This window comes from Pseudonocardia spirodelae (assembly GCF_037727765.1).
Classification (GTDB): domain Bacteria; phylum Actinomycetota; class Actinomycetes; order Mycobacteriales; family Pseudonocardiaceae; genus Pseudonocardia; species Pseudonocardia spirodelae.
The window spans coordinates 51,703-71,011 of sequence record NZ_JBBJUP010000017.1 but is presented as its reverse complement, the minus strand read 5'-3'; the positions used below and the strand labels follow the sequence as shown (position 1 = coordinate 71,011).

Below are 19,309 nucleotides of genomic sequence, written 5' to 3'. Positions count from 1 at the left end.
CCGGGCCGTCACCCCCCGCCGGTGACGGCGTGGAAGGCGACCGCGGCCGCGGTCGCGACGTTCAGCGAGTCGACGCCGCTCGCCATCGGGATGCGCACCCGGCGGTCCGCGGCGGCGAGCGCCTCGTCGGTCAGTCCCGGGCCCTCGGCCCCCAGCAGCAGCGCGACCCGCCCACCGGCGAGGCCCGCACGGGCGAGCGGCTCGGCGCCGGCGTCCGGGGTCAGCGCCGCGACGGTGAACCCCGCGGCACGCAGCCGGTCCAGCGACGCGGGCCACGCGCCGTCCAGCGTGGTGAACGGCACCCGCAGCACGTGCCCCATCGAGACCCGGACGCTGCGCCGGTACAGCGGGTCCGAGCAGCCGGGGCCCAGCAGGATCGCGTCGACGCCGAGCGCGGCCGCATTGCGGAACAGCGACCCCAGGTTCTCGTGGTCACCCACCCCCTCGCAGACGGCGAGCGTGCGGGCGCGGGCCAGCACGTCGTCCAGGGCCGGCGCGGGCGCCCGGTCGGCGACGGCGAGCACCCCGCGGTTGAGGTGGAACCCGACGGCGCGGGCCATGGTGTCGGCGTCGGTGGCGTAGGCCGGGACGTCGACGCCGGCGAGGTCACCGGCGAGCTCGTCGAGGCGTCGCGGCACCCCCAGCAGGGACCGGACGGGGTACGGGGAGTCGAGCAGCCGTCGCACGACGACGACACCCTCCGCGATCACCAGCCCGCGCCCGCCGGGGCGATCGGGGCGCCGATCGGCGGTCGTGAGGTCACGGTAGTCGTCGATCCGGGGGTCGTCGGGGTGCTCGACCGTGGTGAGTATGGCCACGACGTCCGATCGTCCCACGTCACTGACCGTTCGCCGCGCCTGGTCGCCCGGTCAGCCGGTACCGCCCGGTCCGGCGATATGACACGGTGTAGTGCCGCCTCCCTCGGCACGGTCCTCCGCCGTGCGGGTGAGGAGGCGCTCCCCGTTCGATGGAGGTCGGTTCGCGCATGGGTCAGGTGGTCGACCGGACGACGTTCAGCCGGCGCGACCGCCAGCGGTACCGGATCAAGGTGCAGCGCTGCCTGGACTCGCTCGGGGACCTGTTGAGCAGCTACCCGTTCTCCGACACCGAACCGATGACCGGGGTGGAGATCGAGTTCAACCTGGTCGGTCCGGAGCTGGCGCCGTCGCTCAACGGCGGGGACGTGCTGGACACGATCAGCTCCGGCGAGTGGCAGACCGAGCTCGGCCGATGGAACCTCGAGCTGAACCTGCCGCCGCGGCCGCTGCCCGGCGACCAGTGGCGCCAGCTGGAGCACGAGCTGCTCGACCTGCTCGCCGGCGCGGGCGCGAAGGCCGGTGACCTGCGCACCCAGCTCGTCATGATCGGGATCCTGCCGACGCTGGACCCCGGCCACATGACCGCCGACGCGATCTCCCCCGAGGACCGCTACGAGGCGCTCAACGACCAGATGCTCAACGCGCGCGGCGAGCCGATCCGGATCGACATCGCGGGCTGCTCGCCGGAGGAGCGGGTCAACGCCGACTTCGACACGATCATCCCCGAGGCCGCCTGCACGTCGATGCAGCTGCACCTGCAGGTCGCGCCGTCGGACTTCGGGCGGTACTGGAACGCCGCGCAGTGCCTGGCCGGCGTGCAGCTGGGCCTGGGCTCGAACTCGCCGTTCCTGCTCGGGTCCCAGCTGTGGTCCGAGACGCGGATCCCGTTGTTCGAGCAGTCCTGCGACGTACGGACCCCCGAGTTCCACAACCAGGGGGTACGGCCGCGCGTCTGGTTCGGTGAGCGCTGGATCGACTCGGTGCTCGACCTGTTCTCCGAGAACGCCCGCTACTTCCCGGCGCTGATGCCGCTGACCTCCGATGTGGACCCCGCGGCGCAGATGCGCGACAAGGGCTTTCCCGACCTGCCCGAGCTGACCCTGCACAACGGCACGATCTGGCGCTGGAACCGGCCGATCTACGACAGTACCGGCCGGACCCCGCACGTCCGGCTGGAGAACCGGGTGCTGCCCGCGGGTCCGACCACCGTCGACATGGTCGCCAACGCCCTGTTCTTCTACGGCCTGCTGCGCACCCTCGTCGAGGCCGACCAGCAGCTGTGGCGGTCGGTGTCGTTCGAGGCCGCCCGGGAGAACTTCCAGACCGCCGCGAAGCACGGCATGCACGCCCCGCTCTACTGGCCCGGCACCGGCTGGGTGCTCCCCGACGAGCTCGCCCTGCGCAAGCTGCTCCCCCTGGCCCACGAGGGCCTCGCCCGCTGGGGCGTGTCCGGCGCCGTCTGCGACCGCTACCTGACCGTTCTGGAACGGCGGTGCGTCACCCGCCAGACGGGGTCGTCGTGGCAGATCGACACCGTGGCCGCGCTGGAGGCGCGCGGCGCGGACCGGATGGGCGCGCTGCGCGGCATGCTCGAGCGCTACCTGGCCCACTCCGGCGCGAACCAGCCCGTGCACACCTGGGAGATCCCGTCCTGACCTCCTGAGCCGCCCGCGGTTCGCCATCGCGAAGGGTTCCCGCCGACCGGGCCCGCTCGCCGCCCGCCGTTCCTACCGTCGCCCTCCGCACGCCCGCTCCGGGTGTGCGGAACGGGACGGAGGGACATGTCCACCCAGCACCACCCCGGCCGCACGGCCGGCCGCCGTCGATGACCCGGGCGTCGACGATGTCCCCGTTCCGGATCTTCGGTCGTCCCGCTCCCGGCCCCGTCCCCGACGGCGGCGTCGACCCCTGGCTCGACGACCCGCCGCCGCCCGCATCCGTCGTGGCCCCCGGGCCCGCCGCACCGCCGGCGCCCATCCGGCGGACCGGTGCCGACGGTCCGGCCACCGCGGCCGCCCGGCCCTCCGCCTGGACTCCGCACCGTCCGGTGCCCGAGCCGGTGGCGGAGCCGGAACCGGTGACCGACCCGTTCGGTTTCCCTCCGGTGCCGCCCGCGCGGCCGGCGCCGGTGTCCGACGACGTCGTCGCGGCCTGGGCGGCGTGGGCGCCCGCCCCGGACGCGGGTACGACCACGCCCGCGGCGGACCCGGGCGGTGCGGCCGCACCCTCGCCGGACGCGGCCGGTACGAGTGCACCCTCGCCGGGCGCGGCCGGTACGACCGCACCCTCGCCGGGTACGGGCGGTACGACCGCGCCGTCCCCGGACGCCGGCGGCGCGACCGCGCCCGTCCCGGCCGGGGACACCGGGCCCACGGTGGGCCCGGCGGCCGCCGGGGCCCTGCCCGCGACCGCGGTCGACGCCCCCGTGCCGGCCGAGGCCGCACCCGCTCCGGCGACGGGGACCGACCCGGCCGTGCCGGACCCGGCCGCGGCGTCCGCCCTGGCCGGGGCCTTCGCCGCCGACCTCCTGTCCTGGGACGAGGACGACCCGGCCCGCCGCGGCCTCGCCCTGTCCGCGCACCTCGCGGGCCCCGCGGACGGTCTGCTCGGCTGGACCGGCTCCGGCCGCCAGCGGGCCGACCTGGTGCTGCCCGGCCGCGTGCGGGTGGACGGGGTGCGCGCCGTCGTCGAGGTGCGGGTACGGGTCGTGCCCTACCGGCGCGTCGACGCCCGGGGCGCGGCCGCGCCGGAGCCCGAGTCCGACGACCCGCTCGGCGGGCCCGCCGCCGCCCCCGCCCCGGCCGCGCGCGGGTGGCGCGGGCTCGCCGCCCGCTGGGTGCGCCTGGAGGTCGGCGTCGTGCTCGACGGGGACGGGCTCGTCGTCGACGCCGGACCGGCGGCGGGGCCGCAGCGGCCGCCGTCGCCCGCGGACCTGGCACGGGGGCCGCGGTGAGCGCCCGGGCGCCGGTGGTCGGCGGGCTGTGCGGCGGGGTCGGGACGACGACGGTCGCCCGTGCCCTGCACGCCCGCGACCTCGGCCGGGTCGGCGGGGCGGACCTGCTGCCCGACGTCGTCCTCACCCGCGACACCGTCGCCGGGCTGGCGGCCGCCGCACGGGTCGCGCCCGCCGCGGGCGCCGGTGCCCCGGTGCTGGCGCTGCACCCGGGCGGCACCGGTCCCGACGGCATCGACGCCGCGGCCGCCGGGGCGGGGTGGGCCGCCGTCGTCGCGCTGCCCGCGGTGCCCGGGTGGGCCCGCTCGGCCGACCCGTGGTCCGACGCGGCCGGCGTCCTGGCCGCCCCGGGTCCGTCGGCCGCGGTGCGCCGCTACGCCGAGGCGCTGGGCCGGATCGTCGCCGCGCTGACGGCGTCGGGGCGGCTGGACCGGCCGCTCACCGCGGTGCACACCGGGGGGCTGCGTCCCGTGCGCGGGGTCCGGGCGCTGTCCGGACCGGCCCGGTGAGCCGTGCGCGCGCTGCTGATCGTGACCGCCGTCGTCGCCGTCCTGCTGGGGAATCCCGCGGCGGCGACGGCCGCACCGGCCGCGGATCCGGGTCCGTCGGGGGTCGACACCGCGGCCGTCCCGGAGGCGGCCCGGCCGCACCTGGCGCTGGTGACCGAACTGACCGCGCAGGGCTGCCCGGAGCTGCCGCCGGCCTGGGTGGTGGCGCAGGTGCAGGCCGAGTCGGGCTGGGACCCGGACCTGCGCACCGGCACCGCGGCCGGACTGCTGCAGGTCTCGGAGCGGACCTGGGTCGCGGCCGGCGGCGCGCCCTGGCCGGACGCGGCGCTGACCGACCCGGCCGGGCACCTGCGCGTCGTCGTGCCGTGGCTCTGCTCGACGCTGCGGGCCGCCGCCGGCTACCTCGCGACCACGCCGAAGGACGTCCCGGTGCTCGACGCGATGCTGGTCTGCCACATCGCGGGCTGCAGCCGGGTGACGGGCTCGGCGAGCGGGGTGCCGCAGGCGGGCGAGGCGGGGTGCTCACAGGCCTGCGCCGCGGCGGTCCGGCGCTACCTCGACGCGGTGCACGGCTTCGTCGCGGCCTACTCGGGTGCGCCGGCCGTCGACGACCGCGCACCGGCCCCGCGTCCCCCGCGGAAGGCGGCGGCCCCGGCGGACCCGGCCGCCGCGCCCGCACCGGCCTGGACCGGCGGGGCGACCGGCTGCCACGAGCCCGACCCGGTGCGCTCCGACGGCTGCCTGACCGGGGCCACCCGGCACGGCCTGGACGCCGTCCAGGACGTGTTCGGCCCGACGATCGAGACCGTCGGCTGCTGGGACGAGCACCTGCAGAACCCGCGGTCCGACCATCCGAAGGGCAAGGCCTGCGACGTCTTCACCGGCCCGGCCGGGGAGTTCGCGCAGGGCGCCGACCTCGACGAGGGCTGGGCCGTCGCGCACTGGCTGGAACACAACGCCGACGCCCTGAAGGTCGAGTACCTGATCTGGCAGGGCCGCTACTGGGACCCCTCGGTGCGCCCCGACGGCTCCGGCTGGGGCCGCCGCTACACCGGCGGCGGGGTCTACGACACCTCCGACCCGACCGGCGGCCACTACGACCATGTCCACATCAGCTTCGCGGAGTGACCCCGTGCGACGTTCCGTCCCGCTGCTCGTGCTCGCCGCGGTCCTCGCGCTGCCGCTGGCGGTGCTGGTGCCCGCGTTCCTGCCCGCGCCGCCGTCGCAGGCCGTGCTGACCTCGGCCGACCGCGACGCACTCGGCGACCCCGGGCCCGAGCGCGGCGCGGACCCCGCGGTCCCGGCGACGCGGCCGTCCGCGCCCGCCGCCGTCGCGCGGGCCTACCTCGTCGCCGCGCACGGCACCGGAGCGGACGGGCGCACCGCGCGCGCCGGCGCCCCCTACGCGCTGGCGGGCAGCCCCGCCGAGGTGGGCGCGCCCGTCCTCGACCCGCCGCCACCCGGGACGCACCGGGTGGCCGGGGTCGAGTCCCTCGACGAGAGCGCCACCGACTGGGCCCGCGGCCGCACCGCGCTGGTCGCGACCGTCCGCACCACGACGACCGGGCCCGGGGCGGGATCCGACGTCCGCCGCTGGCGCACCCGCGTGGTGCTGCAGCTCGACCCGGCGGGCCGCTGGCTCGTCGTCGCCGACACCCCGATCACCACCGACACCCCCGACGTGGACGACTGACATGACGCATCACAGGAGTGGGCGATGACCGCCGACGAGCTCGAGCAACTGCTGAAGTCGCTGCTGGCGAAGGGGGTGACGGTCGTACTGCTGGCGCTGGGGCCCGCCGGGGAGCTGGTGGGCGTCGAACCCGGCGGAACGACGACGCCGTCGGTCAGCTCGGGGCAGGATGCAGGCGGTCTCCCGCGGCCCGGCCTGGAGCTGGGCAGCGGTGAGGTGTGCGCCGGCGACAACGGCCTGTCCGCCGGGGCCGGCGGGTCCGGCCCGGACCCGGGATCCGGGTCGGGTTCGGGCGACGGCTCCGGGTCGGGTTCGGACGACGGCTCCGGGTCTGGTTCGGGCGGCAGCTCCGGGTCGGGTTCGGACGGCAGCTCCGACGGCGGATCTGACGGCAGCTCCGGCGCCGGCTCCGACAACGGGTCCGGTTCCGGCTCCGACGACGGCTCCGGCTCGCGTGACTCCGGCTCGGACGGCGGCTCCGGCTCCGAGTCCCGCTCCGGTGACGGCTCGGGCGACGGTTCCGGTCCGGACGCATCGGGCGGCGCGGACGGGACCGACGGTCCGAGCACCCCGGGCGCCGGCTCGACCGGCACCGCCCCCGACGAGTCCGGCGCGACCGCCTACGGCACCAGCGACGACGCCGCCGCAGGCCTCCTCGACGGCAGCTCCGGCGGGTCCGGGTCCGGGTCCGGGTCGACCGACCCCTGCCCCACCGGCACCACGAGCCCGGCCCCGTCCGGCGGGACGGCTCCGGCCGCACCGTCCACCGGGGGCGGCGCGGCGGACGGCACCACCGCGGCCGCGTCCCTGGGCTGGGGGCAGCCGGTCCGCACCGACGAGTTCGACGGCGGCACCGACGGCTGGAGCATCTACGACGGTCCCGGGCACGCGGGCAACGGCCGTCGCACCCCGGACGCGGCTGCGGTGGCCGACGGCGTCCTGACCATCACCGGCGACAGCCAGGGCAACACCGCGGGCATGGCGTGGAAGGAGGGCTCGCAGCAGTACGGCCGCTGGGAGGGCCGGGTGCGCGCGCCGGTCGGGGACCCGTCGTACAACGCCCTGCTGCTGCTCTGGCCCACCGCGGAGAACTGGCCCGAGGGCGGCGAGCTCGACTTCATGGAGATGATGGACCCCGCGCGGCAGAAGACCAACGCGTTCTTCCACTACGGCGCGGACAACTCCCAGGTCGAGGGCTCCGTCGAGATCGACGCGACGCAGTGGCACAACTGGGCCCTGGAGTGGACCCCGGAGCGGATCACCGCCTACGTCGACGGCGAGAAGTGGTTCGAGACCACCGAGCAGAAGGTGCAGCCGCCGGGGCCGATGCACCTGTGCATCCAGCTCGACTGGTTCCCCAAGGGCGGCTCGGGGCAGGAGACGCAGATGCAGGTCGACTGGGTCCGTCAGTACACCCTCGACGGGGGCGCCGCAGGGGCAGGGCAGGCGCCCAGCGGCTCATGATCACCGGTGGTGGAGCGAAGCGGCCGCTCAGCGGGGCCGGATCCTCCACAACGGTCGATCTTCGCGTGCCGGGCCCTCTCAGTTCCCCCACAGCCGTCCCCTCCTAGGCTGCCGCCGACCCGCCGTCGACGAGTGAGGAGAGGGTCGTGCCGGAACTGACGGAGCAGGAGCCCGAGCACGACCCCGAGGCCCCGTCGCGTCGTCGCTGGCCTGCCGTCGTCGGCATCGTGGCGGGTCTGGCCGTGCTGGCCGGTGTCGTCACCGTCGCCACCGACCCGTCGCTGCTCACCGGCTCGCCCGGCCCGTCCCCGGCGCCGGCCGCGCCCCCGGCGCCGGGCGGGATGCACGACCAGGAGCACCCCGCCGAGGTCGGCGCGCTGGACCCGGCGGCCCGCTCGGACACCGAGGCGGCCGTGCGCAACGGCTGGCGCCTCACCGACCACGACGAGTTCGACGGCGCCGCGCTCGACCGCACCCGCTGGAGCCCGTACACCGGGGAGACCACCGGCGGCAACGGCCGGCACCGGGCGGAGAACATCTCGGTGCGCGACGGGCAGCTCGTCCTCACCAGCCGCGGCCGGACCAGCGCCGGGCTCGCCTGGCGCGGCGGGCAGCAGTACGGCCGGTGGGAGATCCGGGCGAAGACCAACCCGGGCGTCGGCTACGGCGACGTCGCGCTGCTCTGGCCCGACGCCGAGGACTGGCCCGAGGGCGGCGAGCTCAACTTCATGGAGATCCCGAAGCCGCAGCGGAACGAGACGCACACGATCGTCCACTACGGCGAGGACAACAGCCAGGTCGGCAAGACCGTCCGCGGGGACTTCACGCAGTGGCACACCTACGCCGTCGAGTGGCTGCCCGACCGCGTCGTGTTCTACATCGACGGCGCCGAGGTGTTCCGCACCACCGACCCGGAGCAGATCCCGCCGCGCTCGATGCACCTGGCGATGCAGCAGGACATCGGCCCCTACGGCGACGACTGGATCCCCGCCCTGGACGAGACCTCGCCGGAGACGCTGGACTTCCAGGTCGACTGGGTCCGCATCTACGCACCCTGACCGGCGCGACCGGGCGACGAAGAGGGCCCCGGACCCTGTGGGGTCCGGGGCCCTCTCCTGTCCCGAACTGACGCGCCGCTCCCACCACGAAGCGACGTGGATGAGGTTAGCCTAACCTTCGCGGGCGGCGCAAGAGCGGATGCTCAGCCGAGCAGCTCCCGCAACGGTCCCACGCCGAAGTAGGCGACGAACAGCACCGCCACGACCCACATCAGCGGGTGCACCTGCCTCGCGCGGCCGGTGGCCGCCGCGAGCGCGACGTAGCTGATGAACCCGGCGCCGATGCCGTTGGCGATCGAGTACGTGAACGGCATGACGGTGATCGTCAGGAACACCGGGATCGCGGTGCGCAGGTCGTCGAGCGAGACGGCGGTGATCTGCCGGAACATCAGCGCGCCGACGACGACCAGCGCCGGGGCGGCCGCCTCGACCGGCACGATCGAGTACAGCGGCGTGAAGAACATCGCGAGCAGGAACAGCGCGCCGGTCAGCACGTTGGCCAGGCCGGTCCGCGCGCCCTCGGCGATGCCCGCGGCGGACTCCACGAAGATCGTGTTCGACGACGCCGACCCGACACCGCCGGCGACCGCGCCCGCACCCTCGACGACCAGCGCCTTGCCGACGTCGGGGAGCTTGTCGTCGGCGTCGGTCAGGCCCGCCTGGCGGCCCAGGCCGGTCAGGGTGCCCATCGCGTCGAAGAAGTTGGCCAGCACCAGGGTGAACACCAGCAGCACGACGGTGATGACGTCGAGCCGGGTGAACGCCCCGAACGACACCTGCCCGACCAGCGACAGGTCCGGCAGCCCGACGATCCGGTCCGGGATGGCGGGCACCGCGAGCGACCAGCCGCCGGGGTTGGTCGGGCCGCCCGGACCGACCCGGACGATCGCCTCGACGACGATCGCGATGACCGTGTTGACCACGACGCCGATGAGGATGCCCGCGCGGACGCCGCGCGCGACCAGCACGCCGACGACGAGCAGGCCGACGACGAACACGAACGTCGGCCACGAGGCGATCGAGCCGCCGGTGCCCAGCCCGACCGGCACCGTGGTGTTCGCGGCGTCGGGCAGCCGGCGCACGAACCCGGAGTCGACCAGCCCGATCAGCGCGATGAACGCGCCGATGCCGACCGCGATGGCCGTCTTGAGCTCCGAGGGCACGGCGTTGAACACCGCCGTCCGGAACCCGGTCAGCGCCAGCACGACGATGATGAGGCCGTTGATCACGACCAGCCCCATCGCCTCGGGCCAGGTCATCAGCGGGGCGATGGTCACCGCGAGCAGCGTGTTGATGCCCAGCCCGGTGGCGATCGCGAACGGGTAGTTGGCGACGACACCGAAGATGATGGTCATCACGCCCGCGACCAGCGCGGTCACCGCGGCGACCTGCGCGACCGGCAGGATGCCGCCCAGCGCGTCGGCCTTCGCCGACGGGTCACCGGGGGTGATGCTCCCCAGGATCAGCGGGTTCAGGACGATGATGTAGGCCATCGCCATGAACGTGACGAGACCCCCGCGCAGCTCGCGGGGGACGGTGGAGCCGCGCTCGGAGACGCGGAACAGGCGCTCGATCACGGCGACACCCTAGACGCGGTGCAACGCTGCAGGTTCCGCACGTGCACCGTTTAGGCTACGGCCCCGTGACGGCCGACGAGAGCGAGCGCGCGAGCGAGCCCCCGCCCCCGCCCCCGCTGCCGGCGCGGTTCTACGAGTCCCCGCCGGTGATCCTGGGCGGGATGCTGCTGTGGGCGCTCGGCGCCGGGGTCGCGGCGGCCGTCGCGCTGCTGACCGGTTCGGGCTTCGACCCGGCCCACGGGGCCGGGGCCTGGTTCTGGACCTGCATCGCCGGGGTCGGGGTGGGTCTGTTCGGGGCCACGGTGTTCTCCGCGCAGCGCGCCGCCGCCCGCCGGGGCGACCGGTCGGCGCAGCACGGCGTGGAGCCCCGCTAGGTCATAGGGTCGTGGTCATGTCCGTCGCGAACGACCGTCCGACCGCCGTCGTCACCGGGGCCTCCTCCGGGATCGGCGCCGCCACCGCCCGCCGGCTCGGCGGGGCGGGTTTCCACGTCGTCCTCGGCGCCCGCCGGGTCGAGCGCTGCGAGGAGGTCGCGAAGGAGGTCGACGGCACCGCGCTGCCCCTCGACGTGACCGACGCGGAGTCCGTCCGCGCGTTCGCCGAGGCCGTGCCCGAGGCGAGACTGCTGGTCAACAACGCCGGCGGCGCGAAGGGGCTCGACCCGGTCGAGAGCGCCGACGAGGAGCAGTGGCGCTGGATGTGGGAGACCAACGTCCTCGGCACGCTGCGCCTGACGAAGGCCTTCCTGCCGAAGCTGCGCGCCTCCGGCGACGGCCACGTCGTCACCGTCACCTCGATCGCCGCGCTGGACTTCTACGACAACGGCGCCGGCTACACCGGCGCCAAGCACGCCCAGGCGATGCTGCACCGCACCCTGCGCGGCGAGCTGCTCGGCGAGCCGATCCGGATCACCGAGATCTGCCCGGGCATGGTCGAGACCGAGTTCTCCGAGGTCCGCTTCGACGGCGACGCCGAGAAGGCCGCCAAGGTCTACGAGGGTCTGACGCCGCTCACCGCCGACGACGTCGCCGACACGATCGTCTTCGCCGCGACCCGGCCGTCGCACGTGAACCTCGACCAGATCGTGCTCAAGCCGCGCGACCAGGCGTCGGGCACGCGGCGGCACCGCCGCTCCTAGAGCGTCTCCTCCGACCGGCGGTGCTCGTCGGCGTCGTCGGCGGGGCGCTCGCCCCGCGCGGCGCCGGCGACCCGCTCCTCGGACTCGCGCAGGATCTCCTCCGCATCCGGCGCGGTGCCCCGCTCCTCGGGCAGCGGGGTGGCGCGGGACGCGGCACGGTTCTCGGGAACGCTCATGCGCCCCGGGTACCCGCTACGGCAGCGCCGACAACGCCTTCCAGCGGTCCCAGGACAGCGTCCAGTCCCACAGGTCGCCGTCGCGCGCCGAGAGCTGCACCGGAGTGCCGGTGACCTCGACCGGGTCGCCGTAGAGGACGCTGTCGTAGTACGCCTTCGCGTTGTCGACCGACAGGTTGACGCAGCCGTGGGTCACGTTCGCGGTGCCCTGCGCGGCGGCCGAGACCGGGTTGGCGTGGATGAACTCGCCGTTGTTGCTCATGCGCACGGCCCATTTCTCGACGACGTCGTAGCCGTACTGCTGCGAGACCATCCGCTTGTCGGTGAACTTCTCGGTGACGACGTGGATCCCCGAGCGGGTGTTGCGGTTCGGGTCGCCGGCCAGGCCGTAGGACGCCGGGTAGTCCGCGATCTGCTTCCCGTCGCGGATCACGACCATCCGGAACGAGCGCGCGTCGGCCTTCACGATCTGCGCCCGGCCGATGGCGAACGACGTGGTCAGGTCCTCGGCGCCGTAGCTGCCGCCGCCGTAGTCGACGCCCTCGAGCGGCGCGTCCACGGTCACCTTCGTGCCGGCCGGCCAGTACGCCTTCGGCCGCCAGTGCACGCGGGAGCCGCCGTTCTCGTCGGGCAGCCAGCCCCAGGCGCCCAAGACGTCCGTGGAGGTGGTGACCTTCAGGACCTTCTCGACGGCGGCGCGGTCGTCGACGTGGCGGTCGAACTGGATCTCGATCGGCGCGGCGATGCCGACGGTGCGGCCGTCGCCGATGTTGAGCGTGCCGCGCACGGTGTGCGCCGGCGTCAGCGTCGCGACGGTGCCCTGCAGCGGGGTGGCGGTGCCGGCGGGGCCGAGGGCGCGGCCGTGCCAGGTGTAGGTGGTCGCGAAGTCGAGGTCACCGGTGCTGGTCCAGGTGGTCCGGTCCGGCGACAGCGTGCCGTCGACGGCGTCGCCGTCCGGGCCGGTGAGCGACACTCCGTCCAGGGTCCCGCCGGCGGCGCGCACCGACACCGGCTGGGACGGGTTCGCCGCGGTCGCCGACGCGGCCGGCTGGTAGCTCACCTGCGGGCCCACCGGCGCCGGGGCGGCCGCCGGACCGGTGTCGCCCGGCGACGCGGCGAGCGCCACCGCGCCCGCGACACCCAGCGCTGCGACCAGCGCCACCACCACGATCAGGACCCGCCGCACACCGTCCCCCGGAACGATCGACTTGCGTTGCGCAACCGACCGTACGCCGGGAGCGCGGCGCCGTGATCAGCAGGAGGACGGGCTCCCCCACATGGCCGAACGCGAACCGGACGCGCGTGCTCAGAGGGTGCAGTTCACCAGGACCGGTTCCGGGTGCAGGGTCACCCCGAAGCGGTCGGCGACGCCGTCGCGCACCTCGCGCGCCAGCGCGAGCAGGTCCTCGGTGGAGCCCCCGCCGCGGTGGGTCAGCGCGAGGACGTGCCGCGACGACAGCGACACCCGCCCGCCGGGGCCGGCGTGGCCGCGGCCGAACCCGGCGTTCTGGATCAGCCCGGCCGCGCTGAGCTTGACCCGGCCCTCCCCCGCAGGCCAGGCCGCCAGGCCGTCGACCTGCGGGGCGTCCGCGGTGGGTAGGACGGGGTTGGTGAAGAACGAGCCGGCCGACCAGGTGTCGTGGTCGGCGGCGTCGAGCACCATGCCCTTGCCGCGGCGCAGCCCGAGCACGGCCTCGCGCACCGCGACCGGGTCGGTGCGCGTCTCCGGCTCGACGCCGAGGGTGCGGGCCAGCTCGCCGTAGCGGATCGGGGCGGAGCGGCCGTCGGCGCGCAGCGCGAACCGCACCCGCAGGACGACGGCGTCGTCGGTGCCCTTGAGCACGCTCGTGCGGTAGGCCAGGCCCAGCTCGGCCGCGGGCACGTGCTCGCGGACGGAGCCGGTGCGCCGGTCGTAGAGGTCGACGTCGACGAGCAGGTCGGCGACCTCGACGCCGTAGGCGCCGACGTTCTGCACGGGGGTGGCGCCGGTCCGCCCGGGGATCCCCGACAGGCACTCCAGGCCGCCGAGCCCCTCGGCGACGGTGGCCGCGACGAGCTCGTCCCAGTCCTCGCCCGCCTCGACCGTGACCAGGACCCGGTCCCCGTCCCGTGCGAACGCGGTGCCGCGCCCGGCGAGCAGGACGGCGGTGCCCTCGAACCCGGCGTCGGCGACGACGAGGTTCGACCCGCCGCCCACGAGCAGCACGGGCTCCCCGGCCCGGTCGGCCGCGCCGACGGCGTCGGCGACCTCCGCGGCGCCCTCGGCGCGCACGACGCGGGCGGCCGGGCCGCCCAGGCGCAGCGTGGTGTGCGCGCTGAGCATCGGGTCGACGGTCGTCGCAGCGGGGGAACTCACGACCGCAACGGTAGCCTTCGCCCATGCCGCGCTCGATCGACTACCGCGCCACGTCCGCGCACCCCGCCGACAAGGTCTACGCGGCGATGGTCGACCGCGATCTGCTCGAGGAGCAGCTGCGCCACATCGGCGGCCCCGGGGCCGGGGTGACGGCCTACGAGAGCACCCCCGACGGCGTCCGCTACACGCTGCGGCACGGGATCCCGGGCGAGCACCTGCCCTCGGTCGTCACGTCGTTCGTGCCCGGCGGGGACCTGCAGATCGACCGGACCGAGCAGTGGCGCGCGGGCAGCGGCGGTGTCTACGACGGCACCGGGTCGGTGCAGGTCATCGGCACCCCGGCGACCGCGCGCTCGGTCATGCGCATCGCCGACGTCGAGGGCGGCAGCGAGGTCCGGATCCGGGCCGAGGTCACGGTGAAGGTGCCGCTCGTGGGTGGGAGGATCGAGCAGGCGGTGGCCGGGCAGATCGAGCAGCTGCTGGCCGCCGAGACCGAGTTCACCCTCTCCCGGATCTCCTGAGATGTCCCACTACGTCATCACGCTGTCCTGCCCGGACCGCACCGGCATCGTCGCGCGCATCGCGTCGTTCCTCGCCGACCTCGGCGCCTCGATCACCGAGGCCGCCTACCACGCCGACGTCGAGGCCGGTGTGTTCTGCACCCGCCAGGTCGTCGACGCCGCCTCGGTCCCCTGCGACGTCGACGAGCTGCGCGAGCGGTTCGCCCCCGTCGCCGCGGAGCTGGGCGGGGAGCACCGCATCTCCGACACCGGCGTCCGCAAGCGCGCGGTGCTGCTGGTCACCCGCGACCAGCACTGCCTGCACGACCTGCTGGGACGCGTGTGGGCCGGCGAGCTGCCGGTGGAGATCACCCGGGTGATCGGCAACCACCCGTCGCTGGAGCCGGTCGTGGCCGCGCACGGGGTGCCCTTCCACCACGTGCCGTTCCCGGCGGCCGGTGACCCGGCCCGCGAGCAGGGCAAGGTCGTCGCGTTCGAGGAGATCCGCAAGCTCGTCGACGCCGACGACCCCGACGCGATCGTCCTCGCCCGCTTCATGCAGATCCTGCCCGCGCACCTCTGCGAGGCCTGGGCCGGACGGGCGATCAACATCCACCACAGCTTCCTGCCGTCGTTCGCCGGGGCGCGGCCGTACCACCAGGCGCACCGGCGCGGGGTGAAGCTGATCGGCGCGACCTGCCACTACGCGACCGCCGACCTCGACGCCGGCCCGATCATCGAGCAGGACGTGACCCGGGTCGACCACGGCGACACCGCGGGCGACATGGTCCGGCGCGGCCGCGACATCGAGCGCCTCGTGCTGGCCCGCGGGCTGCGGTGGCACCTGGAGGACCGGGTCCTGGTGCAGGGGAACCGCACCGTCGTCTTCCGCTGACGCGCCACGCGGCGGCGCCCGCCCCGCGGTGCGGGACGGGCGCCGGGGCGTACGGGTCAGGCGACGGGACGGTCCGCGACGGCGTCGGCGGGCTCGAGGGCGATCTCCAGCACCTCGGCGACGTCGGCGACCGGGTGCACCCGCAGCTCGTTCCGGACCGGCTCCGGGACGTCGTCCAGGTCGGGCTCGTTGCGCTTCGGGATGATCACGTCGGTGAGCCCGGCCCGGTGTGCGGCGAGCAGCTTCTGCTTCACCCCGCCGATGGGCAGGACCTTGCCCTGCAGCGTCACCTCACCGGTCATGCCGACGCTCGACCGGACCGGCCGCCCGGAGGCGAGCGAGGCGAGGGCCGTCGTCATCGTGACCCCGGCGGACGGGCCGTCCTTCGGCACCGCACCGGCCGGCACGTGGACGTGCAGCTTGCGCGACGCGAGGTCCCCGGCCTGCCCGCGCGAGCGCAGGTAGGACAGCGCGATCGAGACGGACTCGGTCATCACCTCGCCCAGCTGCCCGGTGACCTGCAGGCCCGGCTCGCCCTCCATCGAGGTGGCCTCGATGAACAGCACGTCCCCGCCGGTGCCGGTCACGGCCAGTCCGGTCGCGACACCGGGCACCGAGGTCCGCTCGGCCGACTCCGGGGTGAACCGGGGTCGCCCGAGGTAGGTGACCAGGGCGTCGGCGTCGACGTGCACCGGACGCTCGGCGTCCGCCGCGTCCAGCTGCACGGCGACCTTGCGCAGGACCTTCGCCAGGCCCCGCTCCAGCTGCCGCACGCCCGCCTCGCGGGTGTACTCGGCGGCGATCATCGACAGCGCGACGTCGGTGAACTCGACGTCGCCGTCGTCGAGGCCCGCCTTCGTGACCTGGCGCGGGAGCAGGTGGTCGCGGGCGATCGCGACCTTCTCCGGCTCGGTGTAGCCGTCCAGCGTCACGATCTCCATGCGGTCGGCGAGCGGCCCGGGGATCGCGGACCCGTCGTTGGCCGTCGCGAGGAACAGCACGTTCGACAGGTCGAGGTCGACCTCCAGGTAGTGGTCGCGGAAGGTGTGGTTCTGGGCCGGGTCGAGCACCTCCAGCAGCGCCGCGGTCGGGTCGCCCCGGAAGTCGCTGCCGACCTTGTCGATCTCGTCGAGCAGCACGACCGGGTTCATCGAGCCCGCCTCGCGGATCGCGCGGACGATGCGGCCGGGCAGTGCGCCGACGTAGGTGCGCCGGTGCCCGCGGATCTCGGCCTCGTCCCGCACACCGCCCAGTGCGACGCGCACGAAGTTGCGGCCGAGCGCGCGGGCGACCGACTCCCCCAGCGACGTCTTGCCGACGCCGGGCGGCCCGACCAGCGACAGCACGGCGCCGGAGCCGCGTCCGCCGACGGTGTCGAGGCCCTTGCGCCCGCGGCGGGCCCGCACGGCGAGGAACTCGACGAGCCGCTCCTTGACGTCGTCGAGACCCGCGTGGTCGGCGTCGAGGACGCGACGCGCCTCGACCAGGTCCGACGAGTCGTCGGTGGTGGTCGTCCACGGGATGTCGAGGACGGTGTCGAGCCAGGTGCGGATCCAGCCGGACTCCGGGCTCTGGTCCGAGGCGCGCTCCAGCTTGCCGACCTCGGTCAGCGCGGCCTTGCGCACGTGCTCGGGCAGGTCCGCGGCCTCGACGCGGGCACGGTAGTCCTCGGTGCCCTCCGGGTCGTCCTCGCCGAGCTCCTTGCGGATCGCGGCGAGCTGCTGGCGGAGCAGGAACTCGCGCTGCTGCTTCTCCATGCCCTCGCGGACGTCGTGGGAGATCTTGTCGGTGACCTCCTGCTCGGCGACGTGCTCCCTGGTCCACTCCAGGAGCTTCTCCAGCCGCGCGGTCAGGTCGGTCTCGGCGAGCAGCTCGGCCTTGTGCGCGACGTCGAGCCAGGACGCCCAGCCCGCGAGGTCCGCGAGCGCGCCGGGGTCGGTGGTCTGCTGGACCGAGTCGATGACCTGCCAGGCGCCCCGCTGCTGCAGGATGCCGACGACCAGGGCCTTGTACTCGCGGGCCAGCTCGTGGGTGCGCCCGGTGGGCTCGCCGGCCGGGACGGGCTCGGCCTCCACCCACAGCGCGGCACCGGGGCCGGACACGCCGGACCCGATCCGGGCGCGGCGCTCACCGCGCACGACGGCGGCCTGGTCGCCGTTGGGGAGCCTGCCGATCTGCTCCAGCACGGCGACGACGCCGATGGCGCCGTAGCGGCCGTCGATCCGGGGGACGACCAGGACGCGTCTGCCGTCGTCGTCGTCGCGTTCGCCGGTGGTCGCCGCGTCGACCGCGGCACGGGTGTCGGGGGCGTCGAGACGGAGGGGGATGACCATGCCGGGCAGGACCACGGCGTCGTCGAGGGGCAGGACCGGGAGCGTCAGCACGTCACTCATGTCCCGCTCAACCGTGCGGAGGGCCCTCCGCTTCCCGGAGTTGAGCCGTGTCCGCTCAGGGCGAACGCGGCGTCAGCGGGCGAGGTCCGGCACGACCTCGGCGCCGGGCAGCGACGCCAGCAGGTCGCCGGGCACCGCGAGCTCGCCCTCCCGTGTCCCGCTGCCGACGACGACCGCGTCGGCCTCGGCGACCCCGGGCGAGAGCCAGACCGGCCAGCCCGCCGGCAGCCCGATCGGGGTGATGCCGCCGTAGGCCATCCCGGTGAGGGCGACGGCGTCGTCCATCGGCGCGAACGAGACCTTGCGCACGTCGAGGCGGCGCTTGACCGCGCCGTTGACGTCGACCCGGGTCGTCGCCAGGACGACGCAGGCCACGTACCGGGTCTCCCCGCCCCGCCTCCCCGCGACGACCACGCAGTTGGCGGCGCGCCCGACCGGCGAGCCGTAGGCCGCGCAGAACGCGGCGGTGTCGGCCAGCTCCGGGTCGATCTCGGCCACGCCGGCGCGGGCGGCGTCGAGCCCCGCGAGCGCGTCGGCGACGGGCGGGGCGAGCAGGTCGGGCCGCTCGAGGGCGGGTACGGCGTGCAGCGACCCCAGGACGGGCCAGGTCACCAGCGCGGGCCGCCGCCCTGGACCTCCATCACGGCCGGCTTGACGTCGACGATGTAGACCAGCGTCGCCACCGTCGCGGCCAGCCAGAACATGGCGCCGCCGAACATCGGGCCGTTCGTGATCAGCAGCAGCAGGAACGCGACGCCGGTGATGCCCAGCCAGGCGTTCTTGGTCAGCTTGCCGGCGGCGGTGAAGGCGTCGGCCCGCTGCCTGATCGCGTGCACGAATGAGAACCCACCGACCGCCACCATGATCCACTTGATGACGAAGATGATGAGCTCATCGGGGGCACCCGGCAACGCGAACACGCGGCCAGAGTACGGACAAGCCGGGCGCCGGTCACGTCCGGAGCGCCATCGCACACGACGGCGCCCCGGCCGATCACGGATCGGCCGGGGGCGCGGGTCGTGCTCGCTCAGGCGGTACGCCCGGCGGGTGTCACTTCTTCGACGCGGTGGAGGTGCCGCGGCGGGCGGTCGGCTTGCGGGCCGGGACCTTGGCGCCGGTGGCGGTCTTCGGGTCGGTCTTGGCGGCGGTGCGGCGCGCGGCCGACCGGGTGGTGCTGGCGACCTCGTCGCCGGCCTCCTCGATGGCCTCGGCGGCATCCTTCGAGACCTCGGTGACGGCCTCGGCGGCCTCGGACGCGACGGTCTGGGCGCGGCGGGCGACCTTCTCGCCGACCGAGCGGGTCTGCGTGGTGACGGTGCCCAGGGCCTTGACCGCGACGTCGTGGGTGTCGTCCACGAACTCGTCGACACGGGTGTCGAACTTCTCGGTCAGGTCCTCGACGGTCGCGATGGCCTGCTTGACCTGCGGCTGCTTGCGGATGCGGCCCCAGGCCTTCTCGCCGCGCTGGGCGAAGCCGACGTAGACGCCCTCGACCTCGGAGCGGAACTCCTCGACCTGCTTGCGCAGGTTGTCCGAGGACAGCTTGCCGCGGAGCTCCTTCAGCTCGTCGGGGAGCTCCTGGACGCGGGTCTGGACCTCCTCGGCGCGCTTGGTCGCGGTGGACCGCGCGTCGGTGACGGCCTTGGTCACGGTCGAGTAGGCCAGGTCGCCGGCGCCGAGGACGGCGAGCAGCGGGGTGCGGACGACCTCGGACTGCTCGGCGGTGCGCTCACGCAGCTTCTGGACGTCGGCGCTGGTGGGGAGGTTCACGGCCATGGT

At 75.0% G+C, this 19,309-nt stretch carries 20 protein-coding genes; 11 read left to right on the top strand and 9 right to left on the bottom strand.

The features are described from left to right. Positions 1–8 precede the first annotated feature (8 nt). Positions 9–818: a TrmH family RNA methyltransferase gene (locus WJX68_RS19645; RefSeq protein ID WP_340293111.1), complete on the bottom strand. Its 810-nt coding sequence runs from the start codon at positions 816–818 to the stop codon at positions 9–11. 167 nt (positions 819–985) lie between these two features. Between WJX68_RS19645 and WJX68_RS19640 the strand changes: the two genes are divergently transcribed. From WJX68_RS19640 to WJX68_RS19610, 7 genes are all read left to right on the top strand, one after another. Further along, positions 986–2,473: a glutamate-cysteine ligase family protein gene (locus tag WJX68_RS19640; protein WP_340293109.1), complete on the top strand. Its 1,488-nt coding sequence runs from the start codon at positions 986–988 to the stop codon at positions 2,471–2,473. Positions 2,474–2,895: 422 nt separating this feature from the next. Continuing rightward, on the top strand, positions 2,896–3,771 hold the full coding sequence (locus WJX68_RS19635) for a hypothetical protein (RefSeq protein WP_340293107.1): 876 nt from the start codon (positions 2,896–2,898) through the stop codon (positions 3,769–3,771). Beyond that, positions 3,768–4,280, top strand: coding sequence for a hypothetical protein (locus WJX68_RS19630; RefSeq protein WP_340293105.1), 513 nt, complete (start codon positions 3,768–3,770; stop codon positions 4,278–4,280). The genes WJX68_RS19635 and WJX68_RS19630 overlap by 4 nt, the downstream gene beginning before the upstream one ends. Positions 4,281–4,283: 3 nt before the next feature. Next, positions 4,284–5,408 carry a VldE C-terminal domain-containing protein gene (locus WJX68_RS19625; protein WP_340293103.1) on the top strand — a complete coding sequence of 375 codons (1,125 nt, stop codon included), beginning with the start codon at positions 4,284–4,286 and terminating at the stop codon, positions 5,406–5,408. Between the two features lie 4 nt (positions 5,409–5,412). After that, positions 5,413–5,973 carry a hypothetical protein gene (locus WJX68_RS19620; RefSeq protein ID WP_340293101.1) on the top strand — a complete coding sequence of 187 codons (561 nt, stop codon included), beginning with the start codon at positions 5,413–5,415 and terminating at the stop codon, positions 5,971–5,973. A 24-nt stretch (positions 5,974–5,997) separates the two neighbouring features. Next, on the top strand, positions 5,998–7,437 hold the full coding sequence (locus WJX68_RS19615) for a glycoside hydrolase family 16 protein (protein WP_340293099.1): 1,440 nt from the start codon (positions 5,998–6,000) through the stop codon (positions 7,435–7,437). A 146-nt stretch (positions 7,438–7,583) separates the two neighbouring features. Continuing rightward, positions 7,584–8,495 (top strand): glycoside hydrolase family 16 protein, encoded by a 912-nt coding sequence (locus WJX68_RS19610; protein WP_340293097.1) that lies wholly within the window; start codon positions 7,584–7,586, stop codon positions 8,493–8,495. 143 nt (positions 8,496–8,638) lie between these two features. Here the strand turns inward: WJX68_RS19610 and WJX68_RS19605 are convergent, their stop codons facing one another. Continuing rightward, positions 8,639–10,072, bottom strand: a complete 1,434-nt coding sequence (locus WJX68_RS19605; RefSeq protein WP_340293095.1) for an NCS2 family permease — start codon at positions 10,070–10,072, stop codon at positions 8,639–8,641. Positions 10,073–10,137: 65 nt separating this feature from the next. Between WJX68_RS19605 and WJX68_RS19600 the strand changes: the two genes are divergently transcribed. Together WJX68_RS19600 and WJX68_RS19595 are read left to right on the top strand one after the other, a co-directional pair. Beyond that, positions 10,138–10,446: a DUF2530 domain-containing protein gene (locus tag WJX68_RS19600; RefSeq protein ID WP_340293093.1), complete on the top strand. Its 309-nt coding sequence runs from the start codon at positions 10,138–10,140 to the stop codon at positions 10,444–10,446. A 17-nt stretch (positions 10,447–10,463) separates the two neighbouring features. Further along, entirely contained in the window at positions 10,464–11,210 is a 747-nt protein-coding gene (locus tag WJX68_RS19595; protein WP_340293091.1) for an SDR family NAD(P)-dependent oxidoreductase, read from the top strand. On the opposite strand, the gene WJX68_RS19590 is transcribed toward WJX68_RS19595, so the two are convergent. The 3 genes from WJX68_RS19590 to WJX68_RS19580 all read right to left on the bottom strand — a co-directional run bounded on the left by WJX68_RS19590 (position 11,207) and on the right by WJX68_RS19580 (position 13,709). Next, positions 11,207–11,386 (bottom strand): hypothetical protein, encoded by a 180-nt coding sequence (locus tag WJX68_RS19590; protein ID WP_340293089.1) that lies wholly within the window; start codon positions 11,384–11,386, stop codon positions 11,207–11,209. The genes WJX68_RS19595 and WJX68_RS19590 overlap by 4 nt on opposite strands. A 16-nt stretch (positions 11,387–11,402) precedes the next feature. Beyond that, a complete protein-coding gene (locus WJX68_RS19585) occupies positions 11,403–12,572 on the bottom strand; it encodes a L,D-transpeptidase (RefSeq protein ID WP_340293087.1) in 1,170 nt (389 codons plus the stop codon). Between the two features lie 120 nt (positions 12,573–12,692). Continuing rightward, on the bottom strand, positions 12,693–13,709 hold the full coding sequence (locus WJX68_RS19580) for a UDP-N-acetylmuramate dehydrogenase (protein ID WP_422785741.1): 1,017 nt from the start codon (positions 13,707–13,709) through the stop codon (positions 12,693–12,695). 56 nt (positions 13,710–13,765) lie between these two features. Here WJX68_RS19580 and WJX68_RS19575 point away from each other — a divergent pair, with 56 nt between their 5' ends. Beyond that, a complete protein-coding gene (locus WJX68_RS19575) occupies positions 13,766–14,263 on the top strand; it encodes a DUF2505 domain-containing protein (RefSeq protein WP_340293083.1) in 498 nt (165 codons plus the stop codon). 1 nt (position 14,264) lies between these two features. After that, complete coding sequence (gene purU, locus WJX68_RS19570; protein WP_340293081.1) at positions 14,265–15,137, top strand: formyltetrahydrofolate deformylase; 873 nt, start codon at positions 14,265–14,267, stop codon at positions 15,135–15,137. Positions 15,138–15,193: 56 nt separating this feature from the next. Here purU and lon read toward each other — a convergent pair whose 3' ends face one another. From lon to WJX68_RS19550, 4 genes are all read right to left on the bottom strand, one after another. Continuing rightward, complete coding sequence (lon, locus tag WJX68_RS19565; RefSeq protein ID WP_340293079.1) at positions 15,194–17,530, bottom strand: endopeptidase La; 2,337 nt, start codon at positions 17,528–17,530, stop codon at positions 15,194–15,196. A 72-nt stretch (positions 17,531–17,602) separates the two neighbouring features. Next, on the bottom strand, positions 17,603–18,145 hold the full coding sequence (locus WJX68_RS19560) for a YbaK/EbsC family protein (protein WP_340293225.1): 543 nt from the start codon (positions 18,143–18,145) through the stop codon (positions 17,603–17,605). Then, positions 18,139–18,450, bottom strand: coding sequence for a DUF2516 family protein (locus WJX68_RS19555; protein WP_422785738.1), 312 nt, complete (start codon positions 18,448–18,450; stop codon positions 18,139–18,141). The genes WJX68_RS19560 and WJX68_RS19555 overlap by 7 nt, the downstream gene beginning before the upstream one ends. 130 nt (positions 18,451–18,580) lie before the next feature. Next, complete coding sequence (locus WJX68_RS19550) at positions 18,581–19,306, bottom strand: hypothetical protein (protein ID WP_340293077.1); 726 nt, start codon at positions 19,304–19,306, stop codon at positions 18,581–18,583. Between the last annotated feature and the right edge of the window lie 3 nt (positions 19,307–19,309).

Excerpts from the sequence above, each read along its gene's own strand:
- WJX68_RS19550 (WP_340293077.1), bottom strand. The coding sequence starts at position 19,306 with ATGGCCGTGAACCTCCCCACCAGCGCCGACGTCCAGAAGCTGCGTGAG.
- WJX68_RS19595 (WP_340293091.1), top strand. The coding sequence starts at position 10,464 with ATGTCCGTCGCGAACGACCGTCCGACCGCCGTCGTCACCGGGGCCTCC.
- WJX68_RS19580 (WP_422785741.1), bottom strand. The coding sequence starts at position 13,709 with ATGCTCAGCGCGCACACCACGCTGCGCCTGGGCGGCCCGGCCGCCCGC.
- lon (WP_340293079.1), bottom strand. The coding sequence starts at position 17,530 with ATGAGTGACGTGCTGACGCTCCCGGTCCTGCCCCTCGACGACGCCGTG.
- WJX68_RS19615 (WP_340293099.1), top strand. The coding sequence starts at position 5,998 with ATGACCGCCGACGAGCTCGAGCAACTGCTGAAGTCGCTGCTGGCGAAG.
- WJX68_RS19640 (WP_340293109.1), top strand. The coding sequence starts at position 986 with ATGGGTCAGGTGGTCGACCGGACGACGTTCAGCCGGCGCGACCGCCAG.
- purU (WP_340293081.1), top strand. The coding sequence starts at position 14,265 with ATGTCCCACTACGTCATCACGCTGTCCTGCCCGGACCGCACCGGCATC.
- WJX68_RS19575 (WP_340293083.1), top strand. The coding sequence starts at position 13,766 with ATGCCGCGCTCGATCGACTACCGCGCCACGTCCGCGCACCCCGCCGAC.
- WJX68_RS19590 (WP_340293089.1), bottom strand. The coding sequence starts at position 11,386 with ATGAGCGTTCCCGAGAACCGTGCCGCGTCCCGCGCCACCCCGCTGCCC.